The organism is Saccharopolyspora endophytica (assembly GCF_018070075.1).
Taxonomy (GTDB): domain Bacteria; phylum Actinomycetota; class Actinomycetes; order Mycobacteriales; family Pseudonocardiaceae; genus Saccharopolyspora; species Saccharopolyspora endophytica.
Genome location: NZ_JAGPXE010000006.1, coordinates 292,904 through 319,293, shown reverse-complemented (window position 1 = coordinate 319,293; position 26,390 = coordinate 292,904). Strand labels below are relative to the sequence as shown.

The following is a 26,390-nucleotide window of genomic DNA, read 5'->3' as shown; positions in this document are numbered from 1 at the left end:
GAGGACCAGCCAGAACCTCTTGCGCATAGCTCCTATTGGCTCGGGTTATAGCCCGACCGGGAAGTGCACGTGCTTGAGTTCGGTGAACTGCTCGACGCCCTCGACACCGCGGGTGCGGCCCATCCCGGACATCCGCACGCCGCCGGAGGGCATCTCGGCGTAGGAGTGGTTGTACCCGTTCAGCCACACGGTTCCGGACTGCAGCTCGCGCGCCACGGCGAAGCCGCGCGTGAGATCACGCGTCCACACCGCTGCGGCGAGCCCGAAGGGCGTGGCGTTGGCCAATTCGATCGCGTTCTCGTCGGAGTCGAAGACCTCCAGCGACAGCAGCGGACCGAAGAGGTCCTCCTGCACCACGGGTGATCGCGGATCCAGTTCGGACACGAGAGCGGGTGTGAGGAAATGACCTGGCAGGCCGTCGGGGTGCGCCTGTTGCCCGCCGACGAGGACGCGACCGTCCTCCCGCGCGCGGTCGACGGCGTTGAGGACCTTGGTCACCGCGGCTTCGGATATCAGCGGACCGAGATCGGTGCTCTCGTCCCTCGGATCTCCCGGCGTCAAGGCCGCCAGTCGTTCGCGCAGCAGTTCCTCGGCGTCCTTCGCGTGGCGCGCGTGCACGAGGATTCTGGTGCACGCCATGCACATCTGGCCGCTCGTGATCACGGCGGCACGGGCGGCCGCCTCCGCCGCGGCTTCCAGGTCGGCGTCCGCCAGCACGAGCATCGAGGCCTTGCCGCCCAGTTCCAGCAGCGGCCTGGTCATGGTGGCGGCAGCGGCGCGCATGACCGCTTGCCCGGCCTCGGTCGAGCCGGTGATCGCAACGGCTCTGGTGTCGGGGTGGGCCACGAGTTCAGCGCCCACCTCGGCGTCACCGGGGAGCACGTGGAGCACCTCCGGTGGCACTCCGGCCCGGTGGCCGAGCGCGATCACGCGTCGGGTGATGTGCGTGGTCTGCGGGGCGGGCTTGACGAGCGCCGTCACTCCGGCGGCGAACGCCGGAGCCAGATCGCGCAGCAACAGCAGCACGGGCCAGTTCCACGGGGTGATGAACACCGTCGGGCCGACCGGTTCGCGCACCAGGTGCGCCTCGCTCCCGTCGGGAAGACCGGCGGCACGGCCCAGCGGAAGCCTGGCGAGACCGGCGTTGAACCGCAGGGAATCGATCGCGCCCGCGACCTCCTTGCGCGCTTCACCGATGGGTTTCCCGGTTTCTCGCACCAGGTCGTCGGCGAGTTCCGAGCTGTGGTCGCTGAGCAGGTCCGCCCAGGCGTTCAGGGACTGCGCCCGGAGCCTGTGATCTCGCGGCCACCCGGTGCGCATGGCGCGCGTCGCTTCCGACACGGCTTCGCCGATCTCGGCGTCCGTGGCTTGTTCCGCGATTTCCAGAGGTTCGAGCGTCGCCGGGTTGACCGGCTGGAGGGGTGTTTTCATCACTTCCCACCTCGGGGACGGCCGATTCGCTTGATCCGGTCCAGCAAGGTGCCGAACATCATCCGGAACGCGCTCGGCGCGGCGTGGGACCGCTGCGGTGCTTCTCCGGTGGTGGCGGCCTGGCGGACCGAGTCGGCGAACTGCTCGAACATGCGTCGGCTGATGTCGCCCGCCAGCGCTCGGCCGAACTGGGCGATTCGGCCGGTCAGGTACACGGCCGCGTCGGCGCGGAGTTCCGTCCCCGCTGCGGTGGCGTGCGCCCGCAGCGTGATGTCGGCCTGGGTTTGCGCCCCTCCGGTGTCCTGCCCCTGCGCGAGCACGCGGATCGTCCCGGTTTCCCGGTCCTGTTCGAGCACCCGGGCGATCCCGTGGAACGAGAGCTTGATGGGACCGACCGCGACCCGTGCCCGTCCGGCGTAGAGCTGCTCGCCGAGTTCCTCGGTGAGCTCCGCGCCGGGGAGGCATCCCGCCAGCACGCGCACGTCGTCGAGCACGCGCCACACCTCGTCGAACGGCACGTCCAAGGCGGTGTCCACCTGCACCGCGATCGTCGGGTCTCCCTCGGGGAGCACGATCTCCACGTTCCTGTCGGCTTCGCCCGAAGGTTCCGCGCGCTCCTCGACGACCGTCGCCGACTGACCGCCGGAGCGGCCGACCAACGTCCGCCTGGCGCAGTTGCCCGGTTCGGGGATTCCCTCCGGGTGCGCGGCGCGCGTTTGGGAGACGGCGGTCAGGATGTTCCGGTATCCGGTGCAGCGGCAGATCACGCCGGACAGCTCCGCGGGGAGCTCCTCGTCGGTGACCTCGGGCTTGTTGCTGAGCAGGTCGTAAGAGCTGAGCAGGAATCCCGGGGTGCAGAAACCGCATTGCAGGGCGTGGTTCCGGCCGAAGGACTCCTGCAGCGGGTGCAGGTCGTCCGGGCGCCCGAGCCCCTCGACGGTGACGACCTCAGCGCCGTCGAGCTGGCAGGCGAACAGCAGGCACGCGCGGGCGGCCTCGCCGTCGACCAGCACGGTGCACATCCCGCAGACCCCGTGCTCGCATCCGACGTGGGTCCCGGTCAGTCCCAGGTGGTCGCGCAGCGCGTCCGCCAGCGTGACGCGGGCGGGGAGGTTCAGCACCGCGGGTGTGCCGTTGACGGTGAACCTCACCTCGACGGTCTCGCCGGCTTCTGCGCGGACCGGTCGAAGGCCCTCCTGCACGGGTTCTTCAGTGCTCGTCATGATTCCACCTCCGCTGTGCCGCGCACCGCGCGGCGGTGCGCCTTGGCCATTTCCCGGGCTGCCAGCGCCCGCAGGAGGCGCCGCCGGTAGCCGTTCGACGCGTGCACGTCGCCGTCGGTGTCGACGACCTCGCGCACCACGTCGTCGAGCGCATCGGCCAGTTCGGCTTGGTCTCCACCGGTCGTGCGGATCAGGCTGGTCAGGTCACGGGTGACGGGCCGGTCGGAGACGCCGAAGGCCGTCATCGTCGCGGCGGACACGCCTCCGGCGTCGTCGACGCGGACGTGCGCTGCCACGCCGGCCAACGCGAAGTCGCCGTGCCTGCGCGCGATCTCCGCGAATCCGAAGCCCTCGCGCGGCCCGGCCACGGGGAAGGAGACCGCCGACAGGACGTCCTCCGGGCGCAGTGCGGTCGTCATCGCCCCGTCGAAGAACTCACGGGCTCGAACGGCGCGTTCGCCTCCGGGACCCGTCAGCGTCAGCTCCGCGTCCAGGCAGCTAGCGACCGCCGGGAGCTCGGCGGCTGGGTCGGCGTGCGCCAGGCTTCCGCAGACCGTGCCGCGGCTGCGCAGTTCGCGGTGCCCGACCCAGGGCAGCGCGAGCCGCAGCAGCGGCACCCGAGCGGACTCGGGCGCGTGCTCCACGCGACGCTGCCGGACGGTGGCGCCGACCTCCAGCCGGTCGCCGACCGTCCGCAGCGCGTCGAGCCCGGTGACCGCGTTGATGTCCACCAGGGTGGTCGGCCGCGCCAGCCGCATGGCCAGCACCGGCACCAGGGATTGCCCGCCGGCGATGACCTTGCCGCCTCCGTCGGCGTCGACGAGTTCGGCAACGGCGTCGGACAACGCCCCGGGGCGTGCGTACGCGAAAGGTGCGGCCTTCATCTAGATCCTCACCGCCCCTGGAACTTCGGGGCGCGCTTCTCGTTGAACGCGGCCACGCCTTCGGCGAAGTCCTTGCTGGAGCGCAGCATCGCGTAGGCCTTGCGCTCCAGCTCGATCCCGCTGTACAGCGGGGCGTCGACGCCGCGGTCGAGGACCTCCTTGGCGGTGCGCGCGGCGAGCGGGGAGAACCCGACCAACTTGGTCACGAGCTTCTCCACCTTGTCGTCGAGCTCCGCTCGATCGGCGGCCAGGTCGGCGACCAGTCCCCAGTCCTTGGCGTCGGCGGCGTTGATTCGGGACGCGGTCAGCACGTGGTACTTGGCGCGGGAGAGCCCGATCAGCCGGGCGAGGCGTTGCGTTCCGCCGGAGCCCGGGATCATGCCGAGGTTCATCTCGGGCAGCGCGAACTGGCTGCGCTCGGTCGCCACGCGGATGTCCGAGGACAGCGCGAGTTCGAACCCGACGCCGAAGCAGTAGCCGTCGACGGCGGTGATGACGACCTTGGAGCTGCGGGAGGGCGCGGTCACGTTGTGGCCGAGGTCGGTGAAGTCGATCGGGTCGACCTCCATGAAGCCGGCGATGTCGCCGCCCGAGGAGAAGTGCTCGCCTTCGCCTCGGATGACCACGACCTGGATGTCGTCGTCGGCGTCGATCTCGGCGAACCGGTCGGCCATGACCTGCCGGGTCTCCCAGGTGATGATGTTGAACTTGCCGTGGTCAAGCGTCAGGTACGCGACCCGGCCGTCGTGGCCGCGGGTCAGCTTGATCTCGCCTCCGGTGAGGGCCATGTCGTCAGTTCTCCCCTTCTGTTCCTTCGAGCACCGCGACATCCGTTGTCGCCGCAGTGAGCAGGCGGTGGATCACGTCGCCGTGGATCGGCAACGTGGTGATGTCGGCGCCGGACGGCGCGAGCGCGTCGGCGACCGCGTTGGCGATGGCCACGGGCAGGCTCATGCAGCTGCCTTCGCCGCAGCCCTTGGCGCCGAGGCGGGTCAGCGGCGAGGGCGTTTCCAGGTGGTCGCTGCGCAGCTCGTAGCCGACCTCCGCTGTGGTCGGGCACAGGTAGTCCATGAACGTCGCGGAGGTGGGCTGGCCGTTGTCGGAGTAGCGCATCTCCTCGTACATCGCGCCGCCGATGGCGTGCGCCAGGGCGCCGTGTACCTGTCCCTCCAGCAGCACCGGGTTCAGGATGGTGCCCGCGTCGTGCACTGTGGACACCAGCTCCAGGGTGAGCTCGTAGGTCTGCGGGTCGATCCGGCAGACCACGAGCTCGGCGACGAAGCCGTAGCACAGGCTGGAGTTGATCTGGTCGCCCCGGCTGGCGGCCTTGGCCTGCGGCGGCGTGAAGGCCGCCTCCTCGTACAACCGGGCCGAGGTGCCGTCCGGCAATGAACCGGGATCCCAGTGCACCACGCCCGCGGCGTGGCGGAACTCCACCGCCCTGGAGTGGTCCTCGCGGTGCCGGATCCGCCCATCGGCGAGTTCGAGTTCCTCCGGGTCCAGTGCCAGCATCGACCCGGCCGCCGTCCGCATCGTGCGGGCGAGCCGGTCGCAGGCCTCGACCAGCGCGCTGGTCAGCAGTGGCGCGAACCTCGACGAGTAGCTGCCGGAGCTGATCGTCCACGGAGTGGTGGCCGTGTCCATCTCCACCACTGGCCGGACCTTCTCGAGCGGCAGTCCGAGCCTGTCGGCCACGACCTGCTGCGCGACCGTGGCGTGCCCCTGGCCTTGCGGGACGGTGCCCAGCAGGACCGAGACGACCCCGTTGACGTCGACGCTGACCCGAACGTGCTCGGTGGAACCCGACTTCCCGCGCCCCGGTGGGCGTTCTTCGGCCGGAGTGGCCAGTCCCACGTACCCGATGTTGGTCGCCGACGGGTCGACGATGGTGGCCAGCCCGATGCCGAAGTGCTCGCCGCGCTCCCGCGCCTCCCGCTGGCGCTGCCGCAGCGCCGGGTAGTCGGCGTTCTTCAACGCCAGGGCCAATGCCTGCGGGTAGTCACCCGAGTCGTAGATGCCGCCGGTCGCCGTCTGGTACGGGAACGCGTCGGCCTGCACCAGGTTGCGCTGGCGGATCTCGGCGGCGTCGACCCCGCAGGTCGCGGCGATCTTGTCCATCAGCCGCTCCAGCCCGAAGTAGAGCTGCTGGCCGCCGAAACCGCGGTTGAGGCCGGTCGGCGTCTTGTTGGTCACCACCGCGCGCGAGCGGATCTGCACGGCTTCGACGTCGTAGGCGCCGGTGAGGTTGCCGAAGCAGCGGTAGAGCGTGCTCGGTTCCGGCGGGCGCAGGTAGGCGCCGACGTTGTCGACGAGATCCGCCCGCAGCGCCTGGACCTTGCCCTCGGCGTTGACCGCCGCTTCGAAGCGCATCGCTCGGTCCGAACCCGCCGAGCTGGCCAGCAGGTGTTCGCTGCGGTCCTCGGTCCAGCGCACGGGCCGGCCGGCGTGCTTGCTGGCCAGCGCCATCAGCACCACGTAGGGGTAGATCCCGGCCTTGATGCCGAAGCTGCCGCCGTTGTCGGCGGGGATCATCAGCCGCACCCGCGAGGTCGGGACGCCCAGCGCTCCCGCGATCACCGGGACCATGGAGAACGGGCCGTGGAAGTTCGCCCAGGCCGCGATCGCCGGACCGTCCACTTCGTCCTGCCATTCGGCGATCACCGAGTAGCACTCCATCGGTGTCGACGAATAGCGCGGGAACCGGTACTCGCCGCTGACGACGTGATCGGCTGCGGCGAAGAGCTCGTCCACGGGACCGAAGTGGAACGTGCGGTCGGTGGCGACGTTGCCATCGGCGTGCTCGTGAAGCCGCGGCGCCTCGGGGCGCAACGCAGCCTCGACGTCGACCACCGGCGGCAGCGGTTCGTAGTCCACCGCGACCAGCTCGGCGGCGTCCTCGGCGGCGTAGCGGTCGGCCGCGACCACGACCGCCACGGGTTCGCCGACGAAGCGCGCCCGATCGGTCGCCGTCGGGTAGTACGGCATGGGCGTCTTCAGCGACAGCGGGAACGGGTTCAGCGCTTCGAGGACCTCGTCGGGTCCGATGACCGCCGCCACGCCGGGGTGCGCGCGAGCCCGGGTGAGGTCGACGCCGCGGATGCGGGCGTGCGGGTGCGGGCTGCGCACGATCGCCGCGGTCAACGTGCCGGGCAGCGGATCGAGGTCGTCGAGGAACCGGCCGCGCCCGGTCAGCAGGGCAGGGTCCTCGATGCGTGCCGTGGTGCGTGCAGGGGTCATCGAGGTGCTCACTTTCGCGATCCGATCGAAGCAGCGGACAGCTCTGCCAGCGGGTTGAACCGCCCGCCGGCGAGTTCGCGGCGCAGGATCTTGCCCACCGCCGACTTGGGGACCTCGGCGACCGCGACCACCTTCTTGGGCCGCTTGAGCGGCGGCAGCCCGGAACCGGAACGGATGTAGGCGCTCAGCGCGGCGGCGGCGTCCTGCGGTGTCAGCCCCGCGGCGGGGACGAAGAACGCGGTGACGGCCTGCCCCCAACGGTCGTCCGGCATCCCGACGACCACGACGTCGGCGACCTCCGGGCAGCGGATCAGCGCGTCCTCGATCTCGTCGGGGTAGATGTTCTCGCCACCCGAATTGATCATGTCGTCGACGCGTCCGGAGACCCACAGGTCGCCGTCCTCGTCCGCGACGGCGAGATCGCCGGGGAAGTACCAGCCGCCGCGGATGGATTTCGCGTCGGCGTCGGGCCGGTTCCAGTACCCGGCGAACGCTTCCGGCGACTCCATCGAGATCGCGATCTGCCCCTGCTCGCCGGCACCGACCAGCGCGTCCGGCGTGGCCTGCGGGTGCGGATCGACGAGGCGAACCCGCGTGAACACGCCGGGGCGTCCGGCGCATCCCGGTTTGGCCGCGACGTCCGGCCCGATGGTGAAGGTGTAGATCTCGGTGCTTCCGAAGTGGTTGACGAACACATCGGGTTCGAGCGCGTCGACGAGCGACTCCGCCAGCGCGGGGGTCATCGCGGCTCCGGCGTAGGCGAGCTTGCGGACCCCGGTCTCCCCCAGCCGGCCCGTGCCGAGCAGGCTCCAGTAGATCGTGGGCACCAGGTACAGCGCGGAGACCCGCTCGCGGGTGATCAGCTCCAGCGATTCCTCGGCGTCGAAGCGGACCTGCGGGACCCAGGTCCCGGCGCTGACCACGCTGGAGAGCAGGGTGCGTAGGCCCATCGTGTGGAACATGGGCATCACACCGAGGGTCGTCTCGAAGGGAGCCGACCGGCTCTGGTGCAGGTGCGCGACGGCGGCGTGGAACTCCGCCCGGTGCGTGCGCGGAACGCCCTTCGGCTTCCCGGTGGTGCCGGAGGTGTAGAGCATGACGCTCGTGTCGGAATCGCGGACCTGCACGTCGATCGCGCTCTCGGTCTGATCGGCGGCGAGTTCCAGCAGCGCTGCGACACCGGCCGGAGCGCCTTCACCGACGTGCGCGTGCGGCACGGGCTCGGTGAGTCGCAGCGCCGCGCTCGCCGTCTCGACCGTGGAATCATCGGTGACCAGTAACTTCGGTGCCGCATCGGACAAGCAGTAGGCGAGCTCGTCAGCACCGAAGCGGAACGACAGCGGAACCGAGACGGCTCCGAGCTTCTGCGCGGCCAGGTGCAGCGAGGCCATCGGTTCGCCACCGGCGAGCAGGAACACGACCCTGTCGCCGTGCCCGACGCCGAGCTCGGCCAAGGCCCGAGCCAGCTGGTTGGTGCGGGCGTCCCACTCCGCGTAGGTCATCGAGAGCTCGCCGCCAACCGCACGTCTGGCGGGGTACCGCTCGGCGGTCCAGCTCAGCACTGTCCCGAGATCCATTCTCAGTCCTCTCGCAGCATCAGCGATGCGAAACAAGTCCGAAGCCGATCATCCGTTTCACATCGTCTGAAACAGATGATTGGAAACGTACGGTAGGGTTTGGAGCGTGTCAACGGTTCGGCTTTCCACGACCTCGTACGTCGTGCTGGGGATGATCGCCATGCGCGGGCCTTCGACCTCGTACGACCTCAAACGGGCCATCGGCCACTCGGTGGGCTACTTCTGGCACTTCCCGCACGCCCAGCTCTACTCCGAGCCCAAGCGGCTCGAACAGCTGGGACTGCTCGAAGTCGAGGAGGAGGACGACGGCCGTCGCCGCCGCACCTACACGATCACCGACACCGGTCTCTCGGCTCTCCGCTCATGGCTGGCCGAGCCCACCGACCAGCACTACGAGCTGCGCGACATCGCCGAGATCAAGCTCTTCTTCAACGAGCTCGCCGAGCCCGACGACATCAAGCGGCTCGCGCAGGACCAGATCAAGCAGCACCAGGACCGCATAGCCGAGTACGAGCAGATGCAGGAGCGCTTCGGCCACGAGTCGGCCATCTCCCGACGCATGGTCACGCTCGGCCTCGGCCTGGAGATGGAGCACGCGGCCCTGCGGTTCTGGACCTCGCTGGCAGAACGCGCCGAGCGAGGCGAGTTCGAGGCTTAACCCCGCGCGGGCCGATTGGCTGCTGCGTCCGCGAGCAGTTCCAGGAACAGAGCGGCAGGCGGTGACAGCGGGGTCCTGGCGCGGTGAACGATGCCCAGTTCCCGGGCAGCGCCCTCGTCGTCGATCGGGATCGTGACGGGATAGCCCGCGCCGGCGAGTTCCGGCAGCAACGAGACGCCCAGACCGCTGGCCACCATGCCCTGCAGCACCGACAGCTGGGTGGTCTCCACCGTCACCGTCGGCTCGAACCCGGCTCGGTTGCAGATCTGCTCCAGCAGCTCCCGCAGCCCGTAGTCCCGTTGCATGGCGACGAACTTCTCGGACTTCAACTCGACCAGCGCTATTTCACTCCGGTCGGCCAGCGGATGCTCCGGCGGGACCAGAGCGACGATCGGTTCGCGCACGATCGACCGGCCCACGAGTCCAGGCCGCGCCCAAGGGGCCCGGATCACCGCGAGGTCCAATCGCCCGTCCTCCACCATCCGCTCGAACTCGGCGGAGACGTTGTGCTCGGTGAGCCGGACCTCGACCTCCGGGTACTCGCGGCGGAAGTCCGCGAGCACTCCCGGCAGCAGCCCGGCGCCGACGCTGGGCAACACGCCGATCGACACCCGCCCGCCTTGCAGGCTGCGCACGGCGGCGGCGCCCGCCCGCGCCCGGTCGAGGTGCGCCAACGCCTGCTGGACGTGGGCGACGAACTCCTCACCGGCCGCGGTGAGCACCACCCTGCGGCCCAGTCGGTCGAAGAGGGCGACGCCGAGCTCCTTCTCGAGCTTGCGGATCTGCACCGACAACGACGGCTGGGCCAGGAAGAGGTCCTCGGCCGCTCGGCTGAAGCTCCCGGCGCGCGCGACCGCGAGCACGTAGCGCAGTTGGTGGAGCTCCATGCCGACATCATGCGCGAACGGACCGCCGATCGGTAGCCGACGGCGCGCTCCGCTCTCCGGACCACCGGGTCGCGTGCGGGTGCGGCAACGACAGGGCGTCCAGCGCGCGAGCGACCGTGTGGGTGACCATCTCGTCGATCGACGACGGCTGGGTGTAGAACGTCGGCACCGGCGGCATCAGCACCGCTCCCGCTTCGGCGGCCTGCGCCATCAACCGGATGTGCCCGGGGTGCAGCGGTGTCTCGCGCAACATCAGCACCAGGGGCCTGCGCTCCTTCAACGTCACATCGGCGGCGCGCACCAGCAGGTTGTCGTCGAAGCTGTTGGCGATCGCCGACAACGTCTTGACGCTGCACGGCGCGACCAGCATTCCGTCGACCGGGAACGACCCGCTCGCGATCGCGGCCCCCAGATCGTGCTCCGAGTGCGTCACCGACGCCCGCTCCCGCGCGTCCGCGGCCGTCCAGGACGTCTCCTGCGCCAAGGTCGCCCGCGCCGCGCGGGTGAGCACCAGGTGCGTTTCGACTCCCAACTGTGCGAGCAGCTCCAGTGCGCGGATCCCGTAGATCACACCGGACGCACCGGTGATGCCGACGACGATGCGAGGTGGGAACTCGTCGGGACGCATCACACGAACACCCCTCCGCCGTCCACCACGATCGTCTGCCCGGTCACGAAACCGCTGCCGTCGCCGCACAACCACACCACCGCACCGACCAGGTCCTCGGGTTCCATGGAACGCGGCACGGAACGCGTGGTCTTCATGCGTTCCAAGTAGTTCGCATCGTTGATGTCGCGAGAAGCCGCGTCGTCGACCAAGCCGGGCGAGACGGCGTTCACCGCGATGCCCTCCGGCCCCAGCTCGCGCGCCGCGGCCCTGGTCAAGCCCTCGACCGCTGCCTTGGACGCCACGTAATGCGCGAAACCGGCCGCCCCGGTCCGGGACACGACGGAGGCGATGTTGACGATCCGCCCGCCACCCCGCTCCCGCATGGCGGGGGCAACGGCGCGGATCGACTGCCAGCAACCGCGAACGTTGACGCGGAGCACGAGGTCCCACTCGTCGTTGGTCAGCTCGGTGAGCGTCCTCTTCGGTCCCAGCGTCCGGTAGATCGCCGCGTTGTTGACCAGGCAATCCAGGCCGCCGAACCGATCACCGGCCAGGTCCACCACGCGCTGCAGGTCCTCGTCCGACGTGATGTCGCAACCGGCGAAAACAGCTTGACCCGCACCTTGCGCCGTGGCCTTCTCCGCGATCTCCCGACCCGTTTCGGAGAAACCGTCCAGGTCGGTGGCCACCACGTTCGCTCCCTGCCCGGTCAACGCCATGGTGTACGCAACGCCGATATCACCGGTCGCACCCGTCAGCAGGACGACCTTTCCGGTCACAGCACCCATCACCGCACCCCTCTCCATCCGCACGAGCCCGCCAGGCGCTGTTGCCTCGCGGACGCCCTGTCATCCACTGAGTCAAAGCGCTCGTGCGGGGCGCCGACAATGAGCGATGCCCTACTCCGGCCATAGGCAACGCGTATGCGAGATCTCGCGAGTGGAACCGCGCACGTGTCCCTCGGTAGCCGGCACCCGCTCCTTCCACCGCGATCCATGTCTGGGACACGCAGGGACACCTAACAGCGGGCGTCCCTTCGCGCGCCAATCCGACATTTTGCAGCTCACACGGCGGTCCCAGCCTGTCCCGGACCATGTCCCAGGAAGACTGGTGAAGGGACGGGCGGACACCGAAACCTCCTGCCTCAACCTGTTTCGGGAAGCAGAAGGCGGGTGAATAGTGTGCAACTCCGTCCTCGGACACCAGTGGGTGGGATCCGTCCCACATAACCACAGATTGTTTCAGACACGAGACGGCGAGGTGCATTGCACCCGCCGTCTCGTCGTGTCTTCCGCCCCTGAGCGCTGGTTCGGGGGTGAGGGCCGTGGCTGAGTCCGCCGTCCCCGCGATCGAGCTGCATCCGCTGTCGGTGGATGAGCGCGCCGAGCTGCTCGCCGCCCGCGGCAAGGCCTGGCGGGTCCCGCTCACCCAACTCGCAGCCCTGCCGAGCGCCACCTCGATGGTCTATCGGATCGCCTCGCTGGACCCGCAGGGCCGCATCGCCGACAGCAGCATCGTTACCGCCCTGGGCTGGCAGGCCGGGCGGCGGCTGCGGCTGGAGGTGCTCTCCAACACCACGGTGACCGTCCAGGCCGACCCCGACGGCGTGTTCACCCTCGCGCGCCGCGCCCACCTCCCATTGCCGGCCGCAGTGCGCCGCTGGTGCGGCCTCAACCCCGGCGACCGGGTGCTGCTGGCCGCCGCCCCGGAACCCGGCCTCCTGCTGATCCACACCATGCGCGCGCTCGACGCCATGGTCGCCGCCTTCCACACCCCCGGAGCTGACACCCCATGACCCACCACAACCCCGCTTCCAGCGACCTCGACGCCGCCCGCCTGCTGCTGGAACGCCTCGGCGTCGCACCCGAAGACCTCTTGGGTACCTCGGTGCCGAAGCCGCAGGCGCCGACGTTCGCTGACTACATCCCCGAGGTCGCCAAAGCCGTCTCCCCCGGCACCCGCCGGGTCTACGGCACTTACTGGAATCGCATCCTCGAGCACTGGGGAGATCGGCACCTGGACGAGCCCACCACGCTGGAGATTCAGCAGCTCGCCGAAACCATCCGCTCCCAGGTCGTGGTCCGCCGTAATGCCCGCGGTGGGCGGGGTGCGGCCGAGCACCTCATTGCCGCCATTCGCTGTGTCTACAACCGCGCCGTCGCCGACCGCCTGATCACCGACGCCGACAATCCCGCTAAGAACGCCACCAAACCGCGACGGCTGGCCAGTACCCGACGGGGACTACCCGATAACCGGCTCAAGGAGATCAACCACGTTGCTGCCACGACCGGTGATGATCCGGCGCTCGACACACTCATCCTGCGACTGCACATCGAGACCGCGTGCCGACGCGGCGGAGCGCTTGCTCTCACTCTCCGTGATCTCGATCCGGACCAGTGCCTGATCCGGCTCCATGAGAAGGGCGAGACCCTCCGCTGGCAGCCGGTCTCCCCCACCCTCATGACCCACCTGCGCGACCACGCCCAGCAACGCGGCGCCACCAAACCCACCGACCAGCTGTTGCGCTACCGCAACGGGACCCCCATCACCAGACGCCGCTACGACCACCTCTGGACCCGCATCGGCACACACCTGCCCTGGGTGACCACCCAAGGCGTCAGCACCCACTGGCTCCGCCACACCACCCGCACCTGGGTCGAACGAAACCACAGCTACACCATCGCCCGCGCCTACGCAGGCCACACCACCACCAACAGCAACACCGGAACCACCACCTACACCCAAGCCGCATCACCGAAATCGCCACCGCACTCGCCACCCTCACCGACGAACCCCACCCACTCGCCACCAATGCCAACCACTAACGTCCCGGTAGGGACGGCGAGATGTCGTGCCCGCTGCCGGTCCCGACGAACAACTAGCCTCAATGAAGGACCGTCGTGGTAGGGACGACGAGGCCTGGCGCCTGTCCGACCCGCTGACCTGCAGCGGCGATGCGTGCTCGCATTATCACCACAGCAAGAATTTGAGCTGCCCGAATATGCACACCGAAACGGATCGGTATGCAGTGCCGGTCCGTTGCGCGCGAGGGACTACTCAACAGCCATTGCCCGTACCGGTCGTATCCCGGCGGCCCCCAACCGGGCCGACGGAACCGCGCCGGTCTTTCATCTTCGCGGGACGCGGAGGCCCGACATCCCACCGTCGATGGCCAGGTCGGTGCCGGTGAGTGAGTACAGGTGTGGGTCGGCGAGGTGGAGGATGGACCGGGCGACCTCGTCCATCCCGACGAGGCCACCGGTCGGTTGGCGGCCACGCAACGCCGTGAGCTCGCCGTCGGGGTCGTCGGCGGCATCGAGTAACCGACCGATCCACGGGGTGTCGACTGTGCCGGGGCATACGCAGTTGACACGGATCCCCTCGCTAACGTGGTCCGCAGCCATGGCCCGGGTCAGGGACCGCACGGCGCCCTTGCTCGCCGAGTACAGCGCCCGGTCGGGCAGCCCGGCGGTGGCCACGATGGAGCAGACGTTGACCACTGCCGCCGAGCCCGCGCGGCGCAGGGCCGGCAGCGCGGCCCTGGTGGTGCGTACCAGCCCGAGCAGGTTCACGTCGAGTACTCGCCGCCACTCGTCGAGGTCGTTGGCCTCTATCGTGCCGGCCGCGCCGACGCCGGCGTTGTTGACCAGGATGTTGATCCCACCGAATGCCGCCACGACTTCGTTGACGGCGGCGGTCACGGAGTCGCCGTCGGTGACGTCGGCGCGCACCCCGAGCAGCGGGCCGGGTACGCCGCTCGGGTCGAGGTCGAGTACGGCGACCCGGGCGCCGCGCGCGGTGAACAGGGCCGCCGTGGCGGCGCCGATCCCGGAAGCCCCGCCGGTAATGACGGCGGTCAGCCCGGCGAAGTCGTTCGCGAGGACGTTGGTGGTGGCGTCATTCATGGCAGGGTCTGTCCTCCGTCGACGTGCCACGACTGGCCGGTGACAAACCGGGTGGAGTCCGAGGCGAGTACCAGTGCCAGGTCGGCGACGTCCTGCGGTGTGGTGAGGCGACCCATCGGGATGCCGGTGCGGTACTTGGCGGGGTCACCTTGGATCTGGCGCTCTGGGCCGACGCCGAGTTTGCGCCACTGGACGCGTTGCAGTTCGGTATCGCAGGAGCCAGGGCACAGCGTGTTGACCCGGATGCCCTCGCCGGCGAGCTCGAGGGCCAGGCAGCGGGCCATCATGTCGGTGGCCGCCTTGGACGCGCAGTAGGCGCCCAGGTCCATCCGCGGGGTCCGGGCGCAGTTCGAGGTGACCACGACGATCGAGCCCGGCCCGCCGCGGGCCCGCATGTGTCCCGCGGCGGCCCGCACGGACAGGAACGCCGCCCGGGTGTTGACGGCGAACTGGGCCTCCCAGTCGTCGATCTCGGAGGTGACCAGGTCACCGGCCCGCAGGATGCCGGCGTTGTTGACGAATACGTCGGGGGCGCCGAGCTGCTCGACGACCTCGGCGAACGCCCGCTCCACGGCGGCCGCTTCAGTGAGGTCGGCCGACACCGGCACGCCGCCGATCTTCTCGGCGATCAGCCGCGCGCCGTCGGCGTCCTTGTCGATCACGGCGACCCGGGCTCCGGCCCCGGCCAGGGCCGTCGCGATGGCCTGGCCGATGCCGCGGGCCGCGCCGGTGACGGCCGCGGTGCGGCCGGTGAGATCGAGTGCGGTCACGACGAGACCTCCCCAGCGGTGTGGTCGGTGCGGGTGTGGTCGGCGTAGCGGGCGCGGATCGTGAGCAGGGACAGCAGGCTGATCACGGCGATGGCGGCGAGCAGCGCGGCCATCGGCCATGACGCCTGGTCATAGGTGATCAGCAGGGCGCTGGCCACGAGCGGGACGAGTCCACCGAGCATGCCGCCGATCTGGTAGCCAAGCGACGCGCCCGAGTAGCGCAGCGCCGGCGGGAACATCTCCGAGTACAGCACCGCTTGCGGCCCATACATCAGCGGGTGCCCGATGCCCATGATCACGATGATGCCGAGGAACAGCAGCGGCGTCGATTTCGTCTCGATCAGCCAGAACAGCGGGAACGCGAACAACGCCACCAGGATCGCCCCGGTCGCGAACACCGGGCGTCGGCCGACCCGGTCAGACAGCGCGCCGAACAGGGGCACGGTGCAGCACATGATCAGTGATGCGACCAGTACAGCGGCTAGGAACGTGCCGCGCGCAATGCCGAGGTGCGAGGTAGCCCAGGACAGGCCGAGCACGGTGACAAGGTAGAACACAGTGTTGATCACGATGAACGCGCCGGCGGCGCCGAAGACGCTGCCCGGGTGTTTGGTCAGTGCGTCGCGCACGGGCAGTCGCACGGTGGCTCCGGCCGACTGCATCTGTGCGAACACAGGGGACTCCATCAGCCGCAGCCGCACGATGAGCCCGACGATGATCAGCAGCGCGCTGGCAAGGAACGGGATCCGCCAGCCCCAGGACAGGAAATCCTTGTCGGGCAGCGCGCTCACCGCGGAGAAGGCCGCGGTGGAGAGCACCAGCCCGAGCGGGCTGCCGACCTGCGGCAACGATCCGTACAAGCCGGCCTTGCCCGGCGGTGCGTGCTCGACGGCCATCAGCACCGCCCCACCCCATTCGCCGCCGACGGCGATGCCCTGGATGAACCGGAGCGCCACGATGAGGATCGGGGCCATGATGCCGATCTCGGCGAAGCCTGGGACCAGACCCATCCCCACCGTCGCGAGGCCCATCGCGAACAGCGAGATCACCAGCATCTTCTTGCGGCCGACCCGGTCGCCATAATGACCGAACACGATGCCGCCGAGCGGGCGGGCTGCAAAACCCACCGCGTAGGTGGACAGCGCCGCGAGCAGGCCCGCTCCCGGCGAGAACGCGGGGAAGAACAACTTCGGGAATACCAGCGCCGCGGCGGTGCCGTAGATGTAGAAGTCGTACCACTCGACGGTGGTTCCGATCAGGCTGGCGAAGGCGACCTTGCTGCTCTGCCGCCGGGGTGTGTCTACTGCGCTCACTGACGTCTTTGTCATGGCACTGGGGCCTCTCATGGGTTGGGAGCGGGTTGGGCGCTAGGCGTTAGGGCTGCGTCGAACGCGCTGGTGATCGCCTCGTGGGCCTTGCCAGCCCTGGCGGCGTCGCCAAGCACGAGCACCTTGGTGTCCGGGTCGAGCGGGAGGCGGCTGGCCAGTGCGGTGCCGCGTCCGGTGCGCAGCCGGTAGTAGAGCCGGTCGCGGACCCTGGACGAGGCGAACAGCCTTGCAGCGACCCGGGAGCGAGCGGCGCGGGTGCGCAGCAGGCGGGGGACCACGGCGCCGAGCCCGAACCTGTAGTCCGCGCCGGTGGCCACCACGACCAGATCGGCGCCCCGCAGGTCGTCGCGTGTGGCCTCGGAGCCGTAGCGGAACCGGACGCCGCCGATCCGGCAGGTTCGTTCGAGTTCGTCAACATAGGCGGCGAACGTCGGTTCGGCGGCGGTGACGTCGTTGAATCGGGGCGCGCGCCCGGTGAGCCGGAACGCACCGCCGGCGCGGTCCGCCGTGTCGATCACGGTGACGTCGTTGTCCGCGGCGACCAGCGAGGCGTAGGTCAGCCCGGCCGGTCCAGCGCCGAGCACCACGATCCGGTGGCCCGTTGGTGCGCTCGTGCCGGTATAGGCGTCCTCGCGACCGGTCGCCGGGTTCACCACGCAGGAAAGCTGTGCGCCGGAGCGCATGTTGGTGATGCAGTGGTTGCAGGCAAGGCAGCGCCGGACGGGGACACCGGCCTGTGCCTTGGCCACCCAGTGCGGGTCGGCGATCAGCGGCCGGCCCAGTGCCACGATGTCGAGCTTGCCCTCGGCCACGGCACAGGCGGCGAGGTCGGGATCACCGAGCCGCCCGACCCCGATCACCGGAACATCGACGAGCTGTTTCATTCGAGCCGCGTACTCCACGAACGTCGCCGCGGGGTAGGCCATCGGCGGGATCATCCGCTCGGCGGCCGGCAGCGAGCGGTAGTGCCCGGCGGTTACGCTGACCGCGTCGGCGCCGTTCTGCTCGGCCCACTGGCCGACCTGCATGCCCTCATCGGCGGTGAGCCCGCCAGGGAAGAAGTCCTCCACCCCGATCCGAAAGATCACTGGCAGGCCTGGGATCTCGGATTTGATGCGGCGCAGGATCTCCATGCCGAACCTCGCCCGGTTCTCCAGCGATCCGCCGTATGAGTCGGTGCGGGTGTTCTCCAGCGGGGACAAGAACTGCGAGATGAGGTAGCCGTGCGCACCGTGCAGCTCGACCATGTCGAATCCGGCCCGCTGCGCGCGGGCCGCGGCGGCTACGTAGGCATCCATCGTCTCGCGAAGCCGGGCCGACGACATGGCGTCCGGCATGGCGATCTCGCTCTCCACCTCGAAGACCGGGGTGGGCACGGTCGAAGGCGCCACGGGGGTAGTGCCGGAGACCGCGGAGCGCGCGCGGCTGCCGCCGTGCCCGAGCTGAATCGACGCGCGCGCCCCTGCCTCGTGCAGCGTGTCCACCAGCCGCCGCAGGCCGGGCAGGAACTTCTCGTCGTAGATGCCTAGCTCGCGGAAGCGGTGCTTGCCGGCGATCTCGGGGGAAGCCATCTCGACGGTCACCAGCCCGACGCCGCCCTCGGCGCGGGCCCGGTAATAGGCGAGCGTCGCATCGGTGACGTGCCCGGCATCGTCGGCGAGGCGAGTGGTCATCGAGGGCAGCTGGGTGCGATTGCGCAGCCGGACGCTGCCTATCTCGATCGGATCGAACAGGCCGGGACCCTCAGCCACGTGGCAGCTCCGCTCGCTCGGCGGCGGCCCGCAGCGTCGCCCGCTCGGTGTCGGACACCGGCTGCAGAGGTGGCCTGACGTGCGCGGCGTCGATCCGGCCCAGCTGCGCCAGCGCGAGCTTCATCCGGTTGTGCCCGTCCAGGAACGGGTCGGCGTAGCAGGCCTCGGCGAAGGGCTGGATGCGGTCCCAGACCCGACGTGCCTCGGTCAGGTCCTGCTTCTCCACGGCTTGGAACAGCTCTACCTGCAGGTCCACGACTACGCTGCCGTGTCCGGAGAGGATCCCGTCCGCGCCCAGCACGAGCGAGGCGAGCAGCGAGCGGCTGAAGCTGGACAGCACCGACACCGGCTTGTCCAGCGCCCGCAGAGCCCGCAAGTTGCGCTCGTAGGCGATGATGTCGTTCGACCACTCCTTAACCGCGACCACGTTGTCGATCTCGGAACAGACCCTGACCAGTGCGTCGGTGTCCAGCCGCAGCCCGGACGTCGCCGGATAGACGAACGCGACCATCGGGAGGGAGGTGGCGTCGGCGATCGGGGCGTAGTGGCCCACCGCCATCTCCGGGCGCAGCTGGGCGCCGCCTTCGAAAACGACGCTGGGGAACACCAGCAGGCCATCGGCACCCGCCGCCTCGGCGTCCGCGGCGATCCGCGCGGCCTTCGCCGTGCCGTCCTGGTAGACCCCGGAGATCACCGGAACCCGTCCGGCGACCTCGTCCACCACGATGTCGAGCTGGCGGCGCTGCTCGTCGGCGGTCAGTGTGGCCACCTCCGAGGCGTGCGCGTTGGTCGTGATGCCCGCGACGCCCTCGACGTCGAGCAGGGCGCGCAGGTGGCGGCGGAGGTTGGGCTCGTCGATCTGCAGGTCCTCGGTGAACGGGAGCAGATGCGCCGGGATCACACCTTGGAAGGAGACCATCGTCGGTCACGTCCTCTCATTGCCAGCTCAGCCTCTCCTCGTTGGATCAGCGATGAGAAGACGCTAGGCCTGCGGTCGGAGCGGGTGGAAATGCCGATCCAGCAACACTTATGCTTCTGACGCATGAGTGAGATGCCGGCGGAGCACGCAGTGGAGATGAGGCATCTCCGCGCGTTCGTGGCCGTGGCCCGGGAGCGCAATTTCACCCGCGCCGCGCAGCACCTGCAGATCACCCAGCCCGCCCTGAGCCGCACCGTCGCGTCGCTGGAGCGTCTGGTCGGCACGGCCCTGTTGTTGCGAAACCGCCGCACAGTGCAGCTCACCGCGGCCGGTCAGCAGTTTCTGCCGCACGTGCATCGCGTGCTGGCCGTGCTCGACGAGGCGGTCGGCGCCGCGACCGGCGGATCACCCGCCTTGCGGGTCGGGTTCACCTGGGGCTCCACGGCCGAGTACACGGCGCCGATCGTGCGCGACTTCGAACGCGCCCATCCGGATGTGACGGTGGAGATCCGGCGTTACGACGACACCGTGGCCGGGCTCGACGACGGCCGCACCCACGTGGGCTTCCTGCCAGGCGACCCCGGAGACCCTCGGTTCGGGACGCTGGTGCTGGCCGACGAACCCCGCGTCGTGGCGCTGCCAGCGGATCACCCGCTGGTATCCGACGAGGACGTCGTACTGGCAGATCTCGCGGGCGAGACGATCGTGATCAACGTGGTCTCGGGCACGACCACGCTCGAGCTGTGGGAATCGACCCGGCGGCCGGACACCGTCGTGCGGGTCCGCAACGTCGACGAGTGGATGGAGGCGATCGCGGCGGGGCGGGGCGTCGGACTGACACCGGCCTCCACCGGACGGCTCTACACCCACCCGCAGATCCGCTACCGGCTCGTCGCGGACTCGCCGCGGGTGCCGATCACGCTGGCTTGGCCGCGGCTGGCCACGCATCCGCTGGTCGCGGACTTCGTCGCCAGTGCCGAGCGCATGCGGCATCGGCAAAATCACGACAACACCTAGCGACCAAGATTATGTGTCGTCACCGATGCCGAGCACGCCCCGTCGTCAGATTGCGAGAGACCTCGGGCGCCGCAGCACGCACCACGGTACCGATCTCTCTCCGCGCGCCGCGGGAGAGCCTGGTGCCCAGACTGGTGAGGGAGAGCGCCGCCACCCCGGCACCGGCCCGGTCGGTTACCCCGGCGGCGAACCCATGGACGCCATCATGGAACTCTCGCGCGCCGACGGCGAAGCCGTCACGCCGATAGGCCGCCAGGTCGCGGGCGAACGTCGCCGACTGGTGCGGCTCTGGGACGTGAACCTGGTGAAGCTGTGCTCGGAGATCCACAGTTTCCGCGACGACTCGGCATCTCGCCAACGAGCACCTTGTCCCGCGAGGTGACGTGGGCCGGTCAGACGACAAATGTGGTGGGTGCCAGGCGGATACGACCGGGTCGACCGTGCCGCGGCCGCGATGAAGACCGACGGCGAGGGCGTCAGCCCCAGCGGTATGCCGTGGTGCTTCGCGGGAGATGATAGGTGGCGAATTCGCCCTATCGGCCTCAGCGAGAAGCCGCAGCCGACCACCGTGGCCGCCGCTGGGGTCGGCGTCCGCGGCGCCCCGCAAGCTCGCGGAGCGTAGAACATCAGCAGCACCAGCACCGCGAGTGCTGCGCGCAGAGCCTTGGCGAGGAAGGCCACCGCGAGCACGTCGGAGGCGTAGAGGGCGAGCACGATCGGCAGCGGGTCGAGCTCCACGATGAGCGCAGGCATGGCCTGGATACTCTTGATGCCGGGGAAGAGCGCGGCCGCGCACACGCCGATCAGCGCGGCGAGGATGCCGTACGGGATGAGGATGAGCGCCGAGTAGAAGCCCGCGCGCTGGGCCTTCGTGCTGTCTCCGACGGTGGTGATGGCCTGCACGACGTACCGCGTCGCGAAGGTGGCGCCGACTCCTGCGATTCAGCCAGGCAAGGATCTGCGAAACACCGACGCCGTCGAGCGAGAACATGTCCGGCGGCAGCGAGCTGGTGAGCCCACCCATGCCGCCGACGCGGTTGACCGCCACTACGGCGAGCACGATGATGCCGATCTCTTCACCGGTGCGTGCAGGACGTTCGTGTAGACCACCGAGCGCATGCCGCCGACGCTGACGTAGGCCGTGGCGAGTGCGCCGACCAGCACGATTGCGAGCGAGCGGTCGAGGTTGAGCAGGCTCGACAGGTTGGCGCACTTCGTCGGTGAGCGCGACGAGCGGTTCGTAGCCGAGCGCGGCACCGCCCGCGTAGGCGGGTATCGCGCGCGCTGCACCGCCGAGCAGCCGGTGCAGCGGCCAGCCCGCCGCCTTGGCGCGGATGTCCCCCAGCGCGATGCCGATCCCACTCATCGCGATGGCCGCGGTGGTGCCGGCACCGAGCCCAGCGCCGAGGGGCTGGATCGGCTTCCAAGACGAAAGCGGATTCTCCGTGATCCCGGCGGTCACGGGTACCTGGCCTCCGCGGCCGGACCCCGGTGCTGCGGCACCGGTTCGGCTGGATCCGCATGTCGATGTCGGCCGGCCGGGCCTACCGGCCTGATCGTAGCCAGGCCGTGTTGGTGTTCCAGGCCGAACACGGCAGCTACAACACCGACTCGCTGATCGAGTTCCTCACCGACCTGTACGGCCACCCCGGGCGCCGCCCGCGGTGGCCGTACACGGCCGATCGCCCAGGGGAGCGGTACCGGCTAGCCAAGCAGCCGGCACCCGCCGTTTGTGGGTCAGGAAATCGCCTCCCTTGCGAGGGTGTCGTCCCGGTCGCTTCGTTGCTCCGCCCAGGCGAGGGCGCGATCAGGGAGGTTCAGCCCAGTGACCAGTGTCACGAGCAGCGCCGAGCCGAGCATCACCACCGCAATCGCAGGGCCGAGTCCGATTGATGTGGCCAGCACGGTGCTGATGACCGGTGCGATCGCGCCGCCGAGCGATCCTACGTTATGAGTCATACCGAGCGCAGCTGCGCGAACCTCGGGGGCGAAGTACGACGTTACGTACCCGACGACGAGGCCTGCCGCGCCGAGATTTGTCACCTCGACCAGCCAGATCAGGCCGCCGAGGGCGACCGTGGAGGTGGTGGTGAAGAAGACCGGCAGGATGAAGACCACGGAAGTGAGCATCATGGTTGGGAAGGCCCAGCGGTAGCCGATCTTGTCGGCCAGGAAGCCAGATCCGCAGCAGCCGACGAAATAGCCGAAGCTGCCGACGAGCATCAGCGCGCTGACCAGCTCCGGGGTGTATCCCTGGGATTTCAGGAAGGTCGGCATGAGGGACAGTACAGGGTAATTGCTGAGAAAGATCCCGGCTTCGACGATGGTGAGGAGGACGAAGGGGGCGAGCCAGCGGGTGCGGAATATCTCGAAGACGGAGATGCGCTTCGTCCGTCCTTGTTCCTTTTGTTGCAACCATTCGCTGCTCTCGTCGACCTTGAGTCGGACATATACGGCGGACGCGGCGGGGATGATGCCGATGAAGAAGATGGCGCGCCATCCGAAGGCGGGAACGATCAGGACGTAGGCAAGAGAGGCAACGATTCCGGCCATTGCCCATCCGGACATCAGTAGCCCGCTGGCTTTTCGGCGATCGCGTTCTGGCCAGGACTCCATGAGTAGCGCGCTGCCGGCGCCGTACTCGCCCGCCATGCCGAAGCCGACGATCAGGCGGAATACGAGCAGGGACCAGTAGTCCCATGCGAACCCACACATCATGGTGGCCACTGAGTAGATCACGATTCCGATAATCATGGTCTTCTTGCGGCCGATGCGGTCGGCGACGCTGCCCAGCACCGCCGCACCGAGCCACCGGCTCACGAACGCCGCCGACACCAGCGTCGTCGCGGAGGCCAACGAGATGTCGAACTCATCGGCGATGCTGCTGAGCACGAACGCGATCACCAGGAAGTCGAACCCGTCGAGGGTCCAACCGATCCAGGTGCCGGCGAATGCGTGCCAGTTGCGCCTGTCAAGGCGTCGTAGGAGCGGTGGAACCAGCCTAGTCATCGGAATCTCCTTTCCGGTGCGCTCCGGGCGGGGCGGCGGCACGACGCCATTCCTCCGCCATGGATTCGAGCAACCTGAGGTAGGCGGTGGCGCCGGGGTCGGGATGCCCGACGCCGCGCTGTCCGACCCAGGCCGCGCGTCCCTTACGCGGTACTGCTGATGTTGTTCTTTCAATTGCGTCTCGGGCCGCGCGCACCATCTCGGTTAGTGCTGTCGCCGGATCGTCGCCCGCGTCCCGCAACGCGTCCACGCTCGGTACGAGTGCGTCGAGAATCGTCTTGTCGCCGACGGCGCACTTGCCCTTAGTGGCGATGCTTTCGGCGGCGGTTCGCGCGAGGAGCAGGGCTTGCGCACGTCCCATTGACCACTCGCCGTCGAGTGTCCGGGCGGCCGCTCGCAGGGCGCCACCGAGCAAGGCGCCCATGGTGGACGGGTTGGCGTTGGCGAACGCGTCGCCGACTGTTCGGAGGAGCTCGGCCGGTGTCGCCCGCTCGTCCAGTCCGGCCAAGCCCGCTCGTGCGGCTCGTGCACCGGCGGCGATGGTGATCCCGAGATCACCGTCGCCGGTTGCCGACTCGAGCTCGCACAGTTCCTCTTTGTACTTGGACAGGCGTTCGAACGTGCCGTCCAGAAGCGACACCAGCTCTGTTGTGTTCATCGCTGGAAGAACGGCGATCGGGCAGGCGCGTCGAGCAGCTCGGCGAGGTCGGCGTCCAGCCGCATGATCGATACGGAGGCGCCGGCCATCTCCAGGCTGGTCGCGTACTCCCCGATGTAGGGGTGTTCGACCGTTACACCGAGCCCGTCGAGGATATGACGGGTGTGCCGGTAGACGATGTAGAGCTCTTCTCGAGGGGTCGCCCCGAGGCCGTTCACCAGCACCGCCACCCGGTCGCCCGTGCCGAGCTGGAGGTCCTCGGCGATAGCCCCGACGAGACGTTCGGTCACGGCATCGGCCGGCTCGAGCGGACCCCGGTGCACACCCGGTTCGCCATGGATCCCGATCCCAATCTCCATCTCGCCGGATTGCAGCTCGAACGTAGGCCGTCCAACCGTCGGCAGGATCGCGGCGGAGAGCCCAACCCCCATTGATCGGGTGGCCTCGGCCGCCGTTCCGGCGATTTTGGCCACCTCGTCCAGGGAGTCGCCACGTTCGGCGGCGGCGCCCGCACACTTGTAGGCGAAGAAGAGGCCGGCAACACCTCGTCGGTCGTCCGCACGCTCGGGCGGCGCGGCGGCGACGTCGTCGCTGACCACGACCGAGCGAGTGGGAATCCCCTCGTCCTCGGCCGCGTCCGCGGCGAGGTCGACGTTGAGGACGTCTCCGCCGTAGTTTCCGTAGAGGTAGAGGACACCCGCGCCGCCGTTGGCGGCGCGGGTGGCTTCGAGGAACTGGGCGGAGGACGGCGAGGAGAAGACGTTGCCGACGGCCGCGGCGGTGCAGAGTCCCGTCCCGACGTAGCCGAGGAACACCGGAAGGTGCCCGGAGCCCCCGCCGGTGACGATGCCGACCCGTCCCGGTGTCGGTAAGTCCGCCCGGACCAGCACTCGACGGTCGGCGGGCGAGGCCTTGAGCAGGTCGGGATGGGCCAAGAGCAGGCCGTCGAGCATCTCGTCGACGAAACGCTCCGGATCGTTGATCAGTTTCTGCATGAGTTCCTCCGGCTCGTCGGGAACGTGGTCAGACGGCCCGGTCCGTGCGCTCGAGGACCGCCGACTGTTCGCGGAGGACCTGGCGCACCGCGTCGGGGGCGAGCTCGCCGACCGGCGAGTCCTCCTTGGCCCCGATGGCCGCGATCGTCCCCGCGGCGTGCCCGGTGACCATGCAGACCGCCTGCCCGCGAACGGATCCGGCCGCTTCGTGGTCGGCGCTGATGCAACGGCCCCCGACGGTCACGTTCCGCAGTCCGTTCGGGATGAGGGCGCGCAGTGGGATCCCGTAGGAGTGGGCGAGTTTCCACAGCGTGATCCCGCCGCCCTCGACCTGCTGTCCCAGGACGCGCTCGCCGGGTGCGACATCGTGGATGTCGAGGGGGTAGGCGCCGCGACCCACCTGGTCGTCGAAGTCCCGACCATCCATCACGTCCTGCCTCGTCAGCGTGTACGACCCGACGATGTGGCGGGTCTCCCGGACGCCGAGTTGGTGTGGGGCCGACACCAGGTAGCAGGTCTCGAAGCCTGGCACGTACTTCCGCAGGAAGTCGATGCTCTCGAGTGTCTGCAACTGGGTTAGCACTTCACCCCGCGACACGTCTCGGGGGTTGGTGCCGTCGATGCCGTGCACGCGGGTGAGGTTGATCCCCACGTCGTCCCGGTCGGGGAAGGTGTAGATGCCGAGACTGTGCCGTGGGATTGAGAAGTCGCCCGCGCTCTTCGCCGCCTTGATGAGCTGGTGGAAGGCCAGAAAGTGAACGCCGGGGGTGTTGCGGATGTAGTCCATGGAGTACGCCTCGCCGGACCATCCCTGCGGCGCGGTGCGGTCCTGCGGGTGGGCTTCCAGGTAGTCCCACGTGGCGGCGAGGTCGACGCCGCTGACCTTGAAGATGTTGCTGACCGGCTGCATCAGGCCGTCGCCGTCGCGACCGGCGGTGAACTCGCCACCGACCCGAGCGACGAGGTCCGCGTCACCGGAGCAGTCCACGAACGTGCGGGCCCGCAACTCCTCGATCCCGGCCTTGTTGGCGACCGAGATCGAGCTGACCTGACCGTCGGTGGCTGTGGCGCCCACCAGCACGGAGTGGAACAGGAACTCCACCCCGGCATCGGCGGCCATCCTCAGGACGTGCAGCTTGAGCGCCTCAGGATCCTGCGCGTTCAGCGCGCCGAAGAGCGAGTCGACGTCCGGACGGGTCGCGTAACCCGAATCGACCAGATCCAGCAGAAGCTCACGGCCGTAGCCGCCCAACGCCCAGTACCCGTCCCCGTCGAGCGAGCCGAGCATGTGCATGCCCAATGACATCAGTCCGCCCAGATAGCCGTATTTCTCGACGACCAGCGTGCGCGCCCCGGTGCGCGCCGCAGCGATTGCCGCCATCGACCCAGCGGTTCCGCCGCCCAACACGATCACGTCATAGTCCTGGTAATCCGACACGGATGTCTCCCGTCGCGTAGATCGTCAACCCAACAGCGGCAGTCCCAGAACCACCGCATCGCGGAAGTAACTTCCGTATCGTAGGGATTAGGT

General features: G+C 69.2%; 25 protein-coding genes. 4 read left to right on the top strand and 21 right to left on the bottom strand.

Going from position 1 to position 26,390, the window contains the following annotated elements; genetic code table 11:
- Positions 1 to 45 precede the first annotated feature (45 nt).
- Genes KBO27_RS16890 through KBO27_RS16865 form a run of 6 tightly spaced genes read right to left on the bottom strand, consistent with a single transcriptional unit; the run spans position 46 to position 8,352 of the window.
- A complete protein-coding gene (locus KBO27_RS16890) occupies positions 46 to 1,431 on the bottom strand; it encodes an aldehyde dehydrogenase family protein (RefSeq protein WP_210970945.1) in 1,386 nt (461 codons plus the stop codon).
- Entirely contained in the window at positions 1,431 to 2,654 is a 1,224-nt protein-coding gene (locus tag KBO27_RS16885) for a xanthine dehydrogenase family Fe-S subunit (protein ID WP_210970944.1), read from the bottom strand. The genes KBO27_RS16890 and KBO27_RS16885 overlap by 1 nt, the downstream gene beginning before the upstream one ends.
- A complete protein-coding gene (locus tag KBO27_RS16880) occupies positions 2,651 to 3,538 on the bottom strand; it encodes an FAD binding domain-containing protein (RefSeq protein ID WP_210970943.1) in 888 nt (295 codons plus the stop codon). Before KBO27_RS16880 ends, KBO27_RS16885 begins: the two co-directional genes overlap by 4 nt.
- 8 nt (positions 3,539 to 3,546) lie before the next feature.
- Complete coding sequence (locus tag KBO27_RS16875) at positions 3,547 to 4,326, bottom strand: enoyl-CoA hydratase/isomerase family protein (protein WP_125089099.1); 780 nt, start codon at positions 4,324 to 4,326, stop codon at positions 3,547 to 3,549.
- Positions 4,327 to 4,330: 4 nt separating this feature from the next.
- Positions 4,331 to 6,775 (bottom strand): xanthine dehydrogenase family protein molybdopterin-binding subunit, encoded by a 2,445-nt coding sequence (locus KBO27_RS16870; protein WP_210970942.1) that lies wholly within the window; start codon positions 6,773 to 6,775, stop codon positions 4,331 to 4,333.
- A gap of 8 nt (positions 6,776 to 6,783) precedes the next feature.
- The gene (locus KBO27_RS16865; protein WP_210970941.1) at positions 6,784 to 8,352 is read right to left on the bottom strand and encodes a class I adenylate-forming enzyme family protein; all 1,569 of its coding nucleotides are present in this window, start codon (positions 8,350 to 8,352) and stop codon (positions 6,784 to 6,786) included.
- Between the two features lie 106 nt (positions 8,353 to 8,458).
- On the opposite strand from KBO27_RS16865, the gene KBO27_RS16860 reads away from it, so the two are divergent.
- Positions 8,459 to 9,010 (top strand): PadR family transcriptional regulator, encoded by a 552-nt coding sequence (locus KBO27_RS16860; RefSeq protein WP_233576050.1) that lies wholly within the window; start codon positions 8,459 to 8,461, stop codon positions 9,008 to 9,010.
- Here KBO27_RS16860 and KBO27_RS16855 read toward each other — a convergent pair.
- From KBO27_RS16855 to KBO27_RS16845, 3 genes are read right to left on the bottom strand one after another with little or no spacing between them, the layout of a single operon-like run.
- Entirely contained in the window at positions 9,007 to 9,897 is an 891-nt protein-coding gene (locus tag KBO27_RS16855; RefSeq protein WP_210970940.1) for a LysR family transcriptional regulator, read from the bottom strand. The genes KBO27_RS16860 and KBO27_RS16855 overlap by 4 nt on opposite strands.
- Positions 9,898 to 9,904: 7 nt before the next feature.
- On the bottom strand, positions 9,905 to 10,525 hold the full coding sequence (locus KBO27_RS16850) for a UbiX family flavin prenyltransferase (RefSeq protein WP_210970939.1): 621 nt from the start codon (positions 10,523 to 10,525) through the stop codon (positions 9,905 to 9,907).
- Complete coding sequence (locus KBO27_RS16845; RefSeq protein WP_210970938.1) at positions 10,525 to 11,295, bottom strand: SDR family NAD(P)-dependent oxidoreductase; 771 nt, start codon at positions 11,293 to 11,295, stop codon at positions 10,525 to 10,527. The genes KBO27_RS16850 and KBO27_RS16845 overlap by 1 nt, the downstream gene beginning before the upstream one ends.
- 536 nt (positions 11,296 to 11,831) lie before the next feature.
- Between KBO27_RS16845 and KBO27_RS16840 the strand changes: the two genes are divergently transcribed.
- Positions 11,832 to 12,302, top strand: a complete 471-nt coding sequence (locus tag KBO27_RS16840; RefSeq protein ID WP_210970937.1) for a hypothetical protein — start codon at positions 11,832 to 11,834, stop codon at positions 12,300 to 12,302.
- Positions 12,303 to 12,394: 92 nt separating this feature from the next.
- Positions 12,395 to 13,414 carry a tyrosine-type recombinase/integrase gene (locus tag KBO27_RS16835; RefSeq protein WP_307870453.1) on the top strand — a complete coding sequence of 340 codons (1,020 nt, stop codon included), beginning with the start codon at positions 12,395 to 12,397 and terminating at the stop codon, positions 13,412 to 13,414.
- Positions 13,415 to 13,635: 221 nt separating this feature from the next.
- Here KBO27_RS16835 and KBO27_RS16830 read toward each other — a convergent pair whose 3' ends face one another.
- From KBO27_RS16830 to KBO27_RS16810, 5 genes are read right to left on the bottom strand one after another with little or no spacing between them, the layout of a single operon-like run.
- Positions 13,636 to 14,412, bottom strand: a complete 777-nt coding sequence (locus tag KBO27_RS16830) for an SDR family NAD(P)-dependent oxidoreductase (protein ID WP_210970936.1) — start codon at positions 14,410 to 14,412, stop codon at positions 13,636 to 13,638.
- Positions 14,409 to 15,182: an SDR family oxidoreductase gene (locus KBO27_RS16825; protein ID WP_210971004.1), complete on the bottom strand. Its 774-nt coding sequence runs from the start codon at positions 15,180 to 15,182 to the stop codon at positions 14,409 to 14,411. The genes KBO27_RS16830 and KBO27_RS16825 overlap by 4 nt, the downstream gene beginning before the upstream one ends.
- Positions 15,179 to 16,495, bottom strand: coding sequence for an MFS transporter (locus tag KBO27_RS16820; RefSeq protein ID WP_307870452.1), 1,317 nt, complete (start codon positions 16,493 to 16,495; stop codon positions 15,179 to 15,181). Before KBO27_RS16820 ends, KBO27_RS16825 begins: the two co-directional genes overlap by 4 nt.
- A gap of 29 nt (positions 16,496 to 16,524) precedes the next feature.
- Positions 16,525 to 18,261, bottom strand: a complete 1,737-nt coding sequence (locus tag KBO27_RS16815; RefSeq protein WP_210970934.1) for an oxidoreductase — start codon at positions 18,259 to 18,261, stop codon at positions 16,525 to 16,527.
- Positions 18,254 to 19,180, bottom strand: coding sequence for a dihydrodipicolinate synthase family protein (locus KBO27_RS16810; RefSeq protein ID WP_210970933.1), 927 nt, complete (start codon positions 19,178 to 19,180; stop codon positions 18,254 to 18,256). The genes KBO27_RS16815 and KBO27_RS16810 overlap by 8 nt, the downstream gene beginning before the upstream one ends.
- Before the next feature lie 123 nt (positions 19,181 to 19,303).
- On the opposite strand from KBO27_RS16810, the gene KBO27_RS16805 reads away from it, so the two are divergent.
- Positions 19,304 to 20,197 carry a LysR family transcriptional regulator gene (locus KBO27_RS16805; RefSeq protein ID WP_307870451.1) on the top strand — a complete coding sequence of 298 codons (894 nt, stop codon included), beginning with the start codon at positions 19,304 to 19,306 and terminating at the stop codon, positions 20,195 to 20,197.
- A 19-nt stretch (positions 20,198 to 20,216) separates the two neighbouring features.
- On the opposite strand, the gene KBO27_RS34805 is transcribed toward KBO27_RS16805, so the two are convergent.
- The 7 genes from KBO27_RS34805 to KBO27_RS16775 all read right to left on the bottom strand — a co-directional run bounded on the left by KBO27_RS34805 (position 20,217) and on the right by KBO27_RS16775 (position 26,267).
- Positions 20,217 to 20,453: an IclR family transcriptional regulator domain-containing protein gene (locus KBO27_RS34805; RefSeq protein ID WP_372448853.1), complete on the bottom strand. Its 237-nt coding sequence runs from the start codon at positions 20,451 to 20,453 to the stop codon at positions 20,217 to 20,219.
- Complete coding sequence (locus KBO27_RS33715; protein ID WP_246537437.1) at positions 20,372 to 21,100, bottom strand: hypothetical protein; 729 nt, start codon at positions 21,098 to 21,100, stop codon at positions 20,372 to 20,374. Before KBO27_RS33715 ends, KBO27_RS34805 begins: the two co-directional genes overlap by 82 nt.
- 144 nt (positions 21,101 to 21,244) lie before the next feature.
- Positions 21,245 to 21,454 carry a sodium:solute symporter family transporter gene (locus tag KBO27_RS33710; protein ID WP_210970930.1) on the bottom strand — a complete coding sequence of 70 codons (210 nt, stop codon included), beginning with the start codon at positions 21,452 to 21,454 and terminating at the stop codon, positions 21,245 to 21,247.
- A 480-nt stretch (positions 21,455 to 21,934) separates the two neighbouring features.
- Entirely contained in the window at positions 21,935 to 23,206 is a 1,272-nt protein-coding gene (locus KBO27_RS16790) for an MFS transporter (RefSeq protein WP_210970929.1), read from the bottom strand.
- Complete coding sequence (locus KBO27_RS16785; protein ID WP_210970928.1) at positions 23,199 to 23,864, bottom strand: DAK2 domain-containing protein; 666 nt, start codon at positions 23,862 to 23,864, stop codon at positions 23,199 to 23,201. The genes KBO27_RS16790 and KBO27_RS16785 overlap by 8 nt, the downstream gene beginning before the upstream one ends.
- Positions 23,861 to 24,859, bottom strand: coding sequence for a dihydroxyacetone kinase subunit DhaK (locus KBO27_RS16780; RefSeq protein ID WP_210970927.1), 999 nt, complete (start codon positions 24,857 to 24,859; stop codon positions 23,861 to 23,863). Before KBO27_RS16780 ends, KBO27_RS16785 begins: the two co-directional genes overlap by 4 nt.
- A gap of 28 nt (positions 24,860 to 24,887) precedes the next feature.
- Positions 24,888 to 26,267 (bottom strand): FAD-dependent oxidoreductase, encoded by a 1,380-nt coding sequence (locus KBO27_RS16775; protein ID WP_307870459.1) that lies wholly within the window; start codon positions 26,265 to 26,267, stop codon positions 24,888 to 24,890.
- Positions 26,268 to 26,390 lie beyond the last annotated feature (123 nt).

What these genes read in the sequence shown, in the direction of transcription:
- KBO27_RS16890 (WP_210970945.1), bottom strand. Translation starts at nt 1,431, where the DNA reads ATGAAAACACCCCTCCAGCCGGTCAACCCGGCGACGCTCGAACCTCTG.
- KBO27_RS16885 (WP_210970944.1), bottom strand. Translation starts at nt 2,654, where the DNA reads ATGACGAGCACTGAAGAACCCGTGCAGGAGGGCCTTCGACCGGTCCGC.
- KBO27_RS16880 (WP_210970943.1), bottom strand. Translation starts at nt 3,538, where the DNA reads ATGAAGGCCGCACCTTTCGCGTACGCACGCCCCGGGGCGTTGTCCGAC.
- KBO27_RS16875 (WP_125089099.1), bottom strand. Translation starts at nt 4,326, where the DNA reads ATGGCCCTCACCGGAGGCGAGATCAAGCTGACCCGCGGCCACGACGGC.
- KBO27_RS16870 (WP_210970942.1), bottom strand. Translation starts at nt 6,775, where the DNA reads ATGACCCCTGCACGCACCACGGCACGCATCGAGGACCCTGCCCTGCTG.
- KBO27_RS16865 (WP_210970941.1), bottom strand. Translation starts at nt 8,352, where the DNA reads ATGGATCTCGGGACAGTGCTGAGCTGGACCGCCGAGCGGTACCCCGCC.
- KBO27_RS16855 (WP_210970940.1), bottom strand. Translation starts at nt 9,897, where the DNA reads ATGGAGCTCCACCAACTGCGCTACGTGCTCGCGGTCGCGCGCGCCGGG.
- KBO27_RS16850 (WP_210970939.1), bottom strand. Translation starts at nt 10,525, where the DNA reads ATGCGTCCCGACGAGTTCCCACCTCGCATCGTCGTCGGCATCACCGGT.
- KBO27_RS16845 (WP_210970938.1), bottom strand. Translation starts at nt 11,295, where the DNA reads ATGGGTGCTGTGACCGGAAAGGTCGTCCTGCTGACGGGTGCGACCGGT.
- KBO27_RS16830 (WP_210970936.1), bottom strand. Translation starts at nt 14,412, where the DNA reads ATGAATGACGCCACCACCAACGTCCTCGCGAACGACTTCGCCGGGCTG.
- KBO27_RS16810 (WP_210970933.1), bottom strand. Translation starts at nt 19,180, where the DNA reads ATGGTCTCCTTCCAAGGTGTGATCCCGGCGCATCTGCTCCCGTTCACC.
- KBO27_RS16805 (WP_307870451.1), top strand. Translation starts at nt 19,304, where the DNA reads ATGAGTGAGATGCCGGCGGAGCACGCAGTGGAGATGAGGCATCTCCGC.
- KBO27_RS16790 (WP_210970929.1), bottom strand. Translation starts at nt 23,206, where the DNA reads ATGACTAGGCTGGTTCCACCGCTCCTACGACGCCTTGACAGGCGCAAC.
- KBO27_RS16785 (WP_210970928.1), bottom strand. Translation starts at nt 23,864, where the DNA reads ATGAACACAACAGAGCTGGTGTCGCTTCTGGACGGCACGTTCGAACGC.
- KBO27_RS16780 (WP_210970927.1), bottom strand. Translation starts at nt 24,859, where the DNA reads ATGCAGAAACTGATCAACGATCCGGAGCGTTTCGTCGACGAGATGCTC.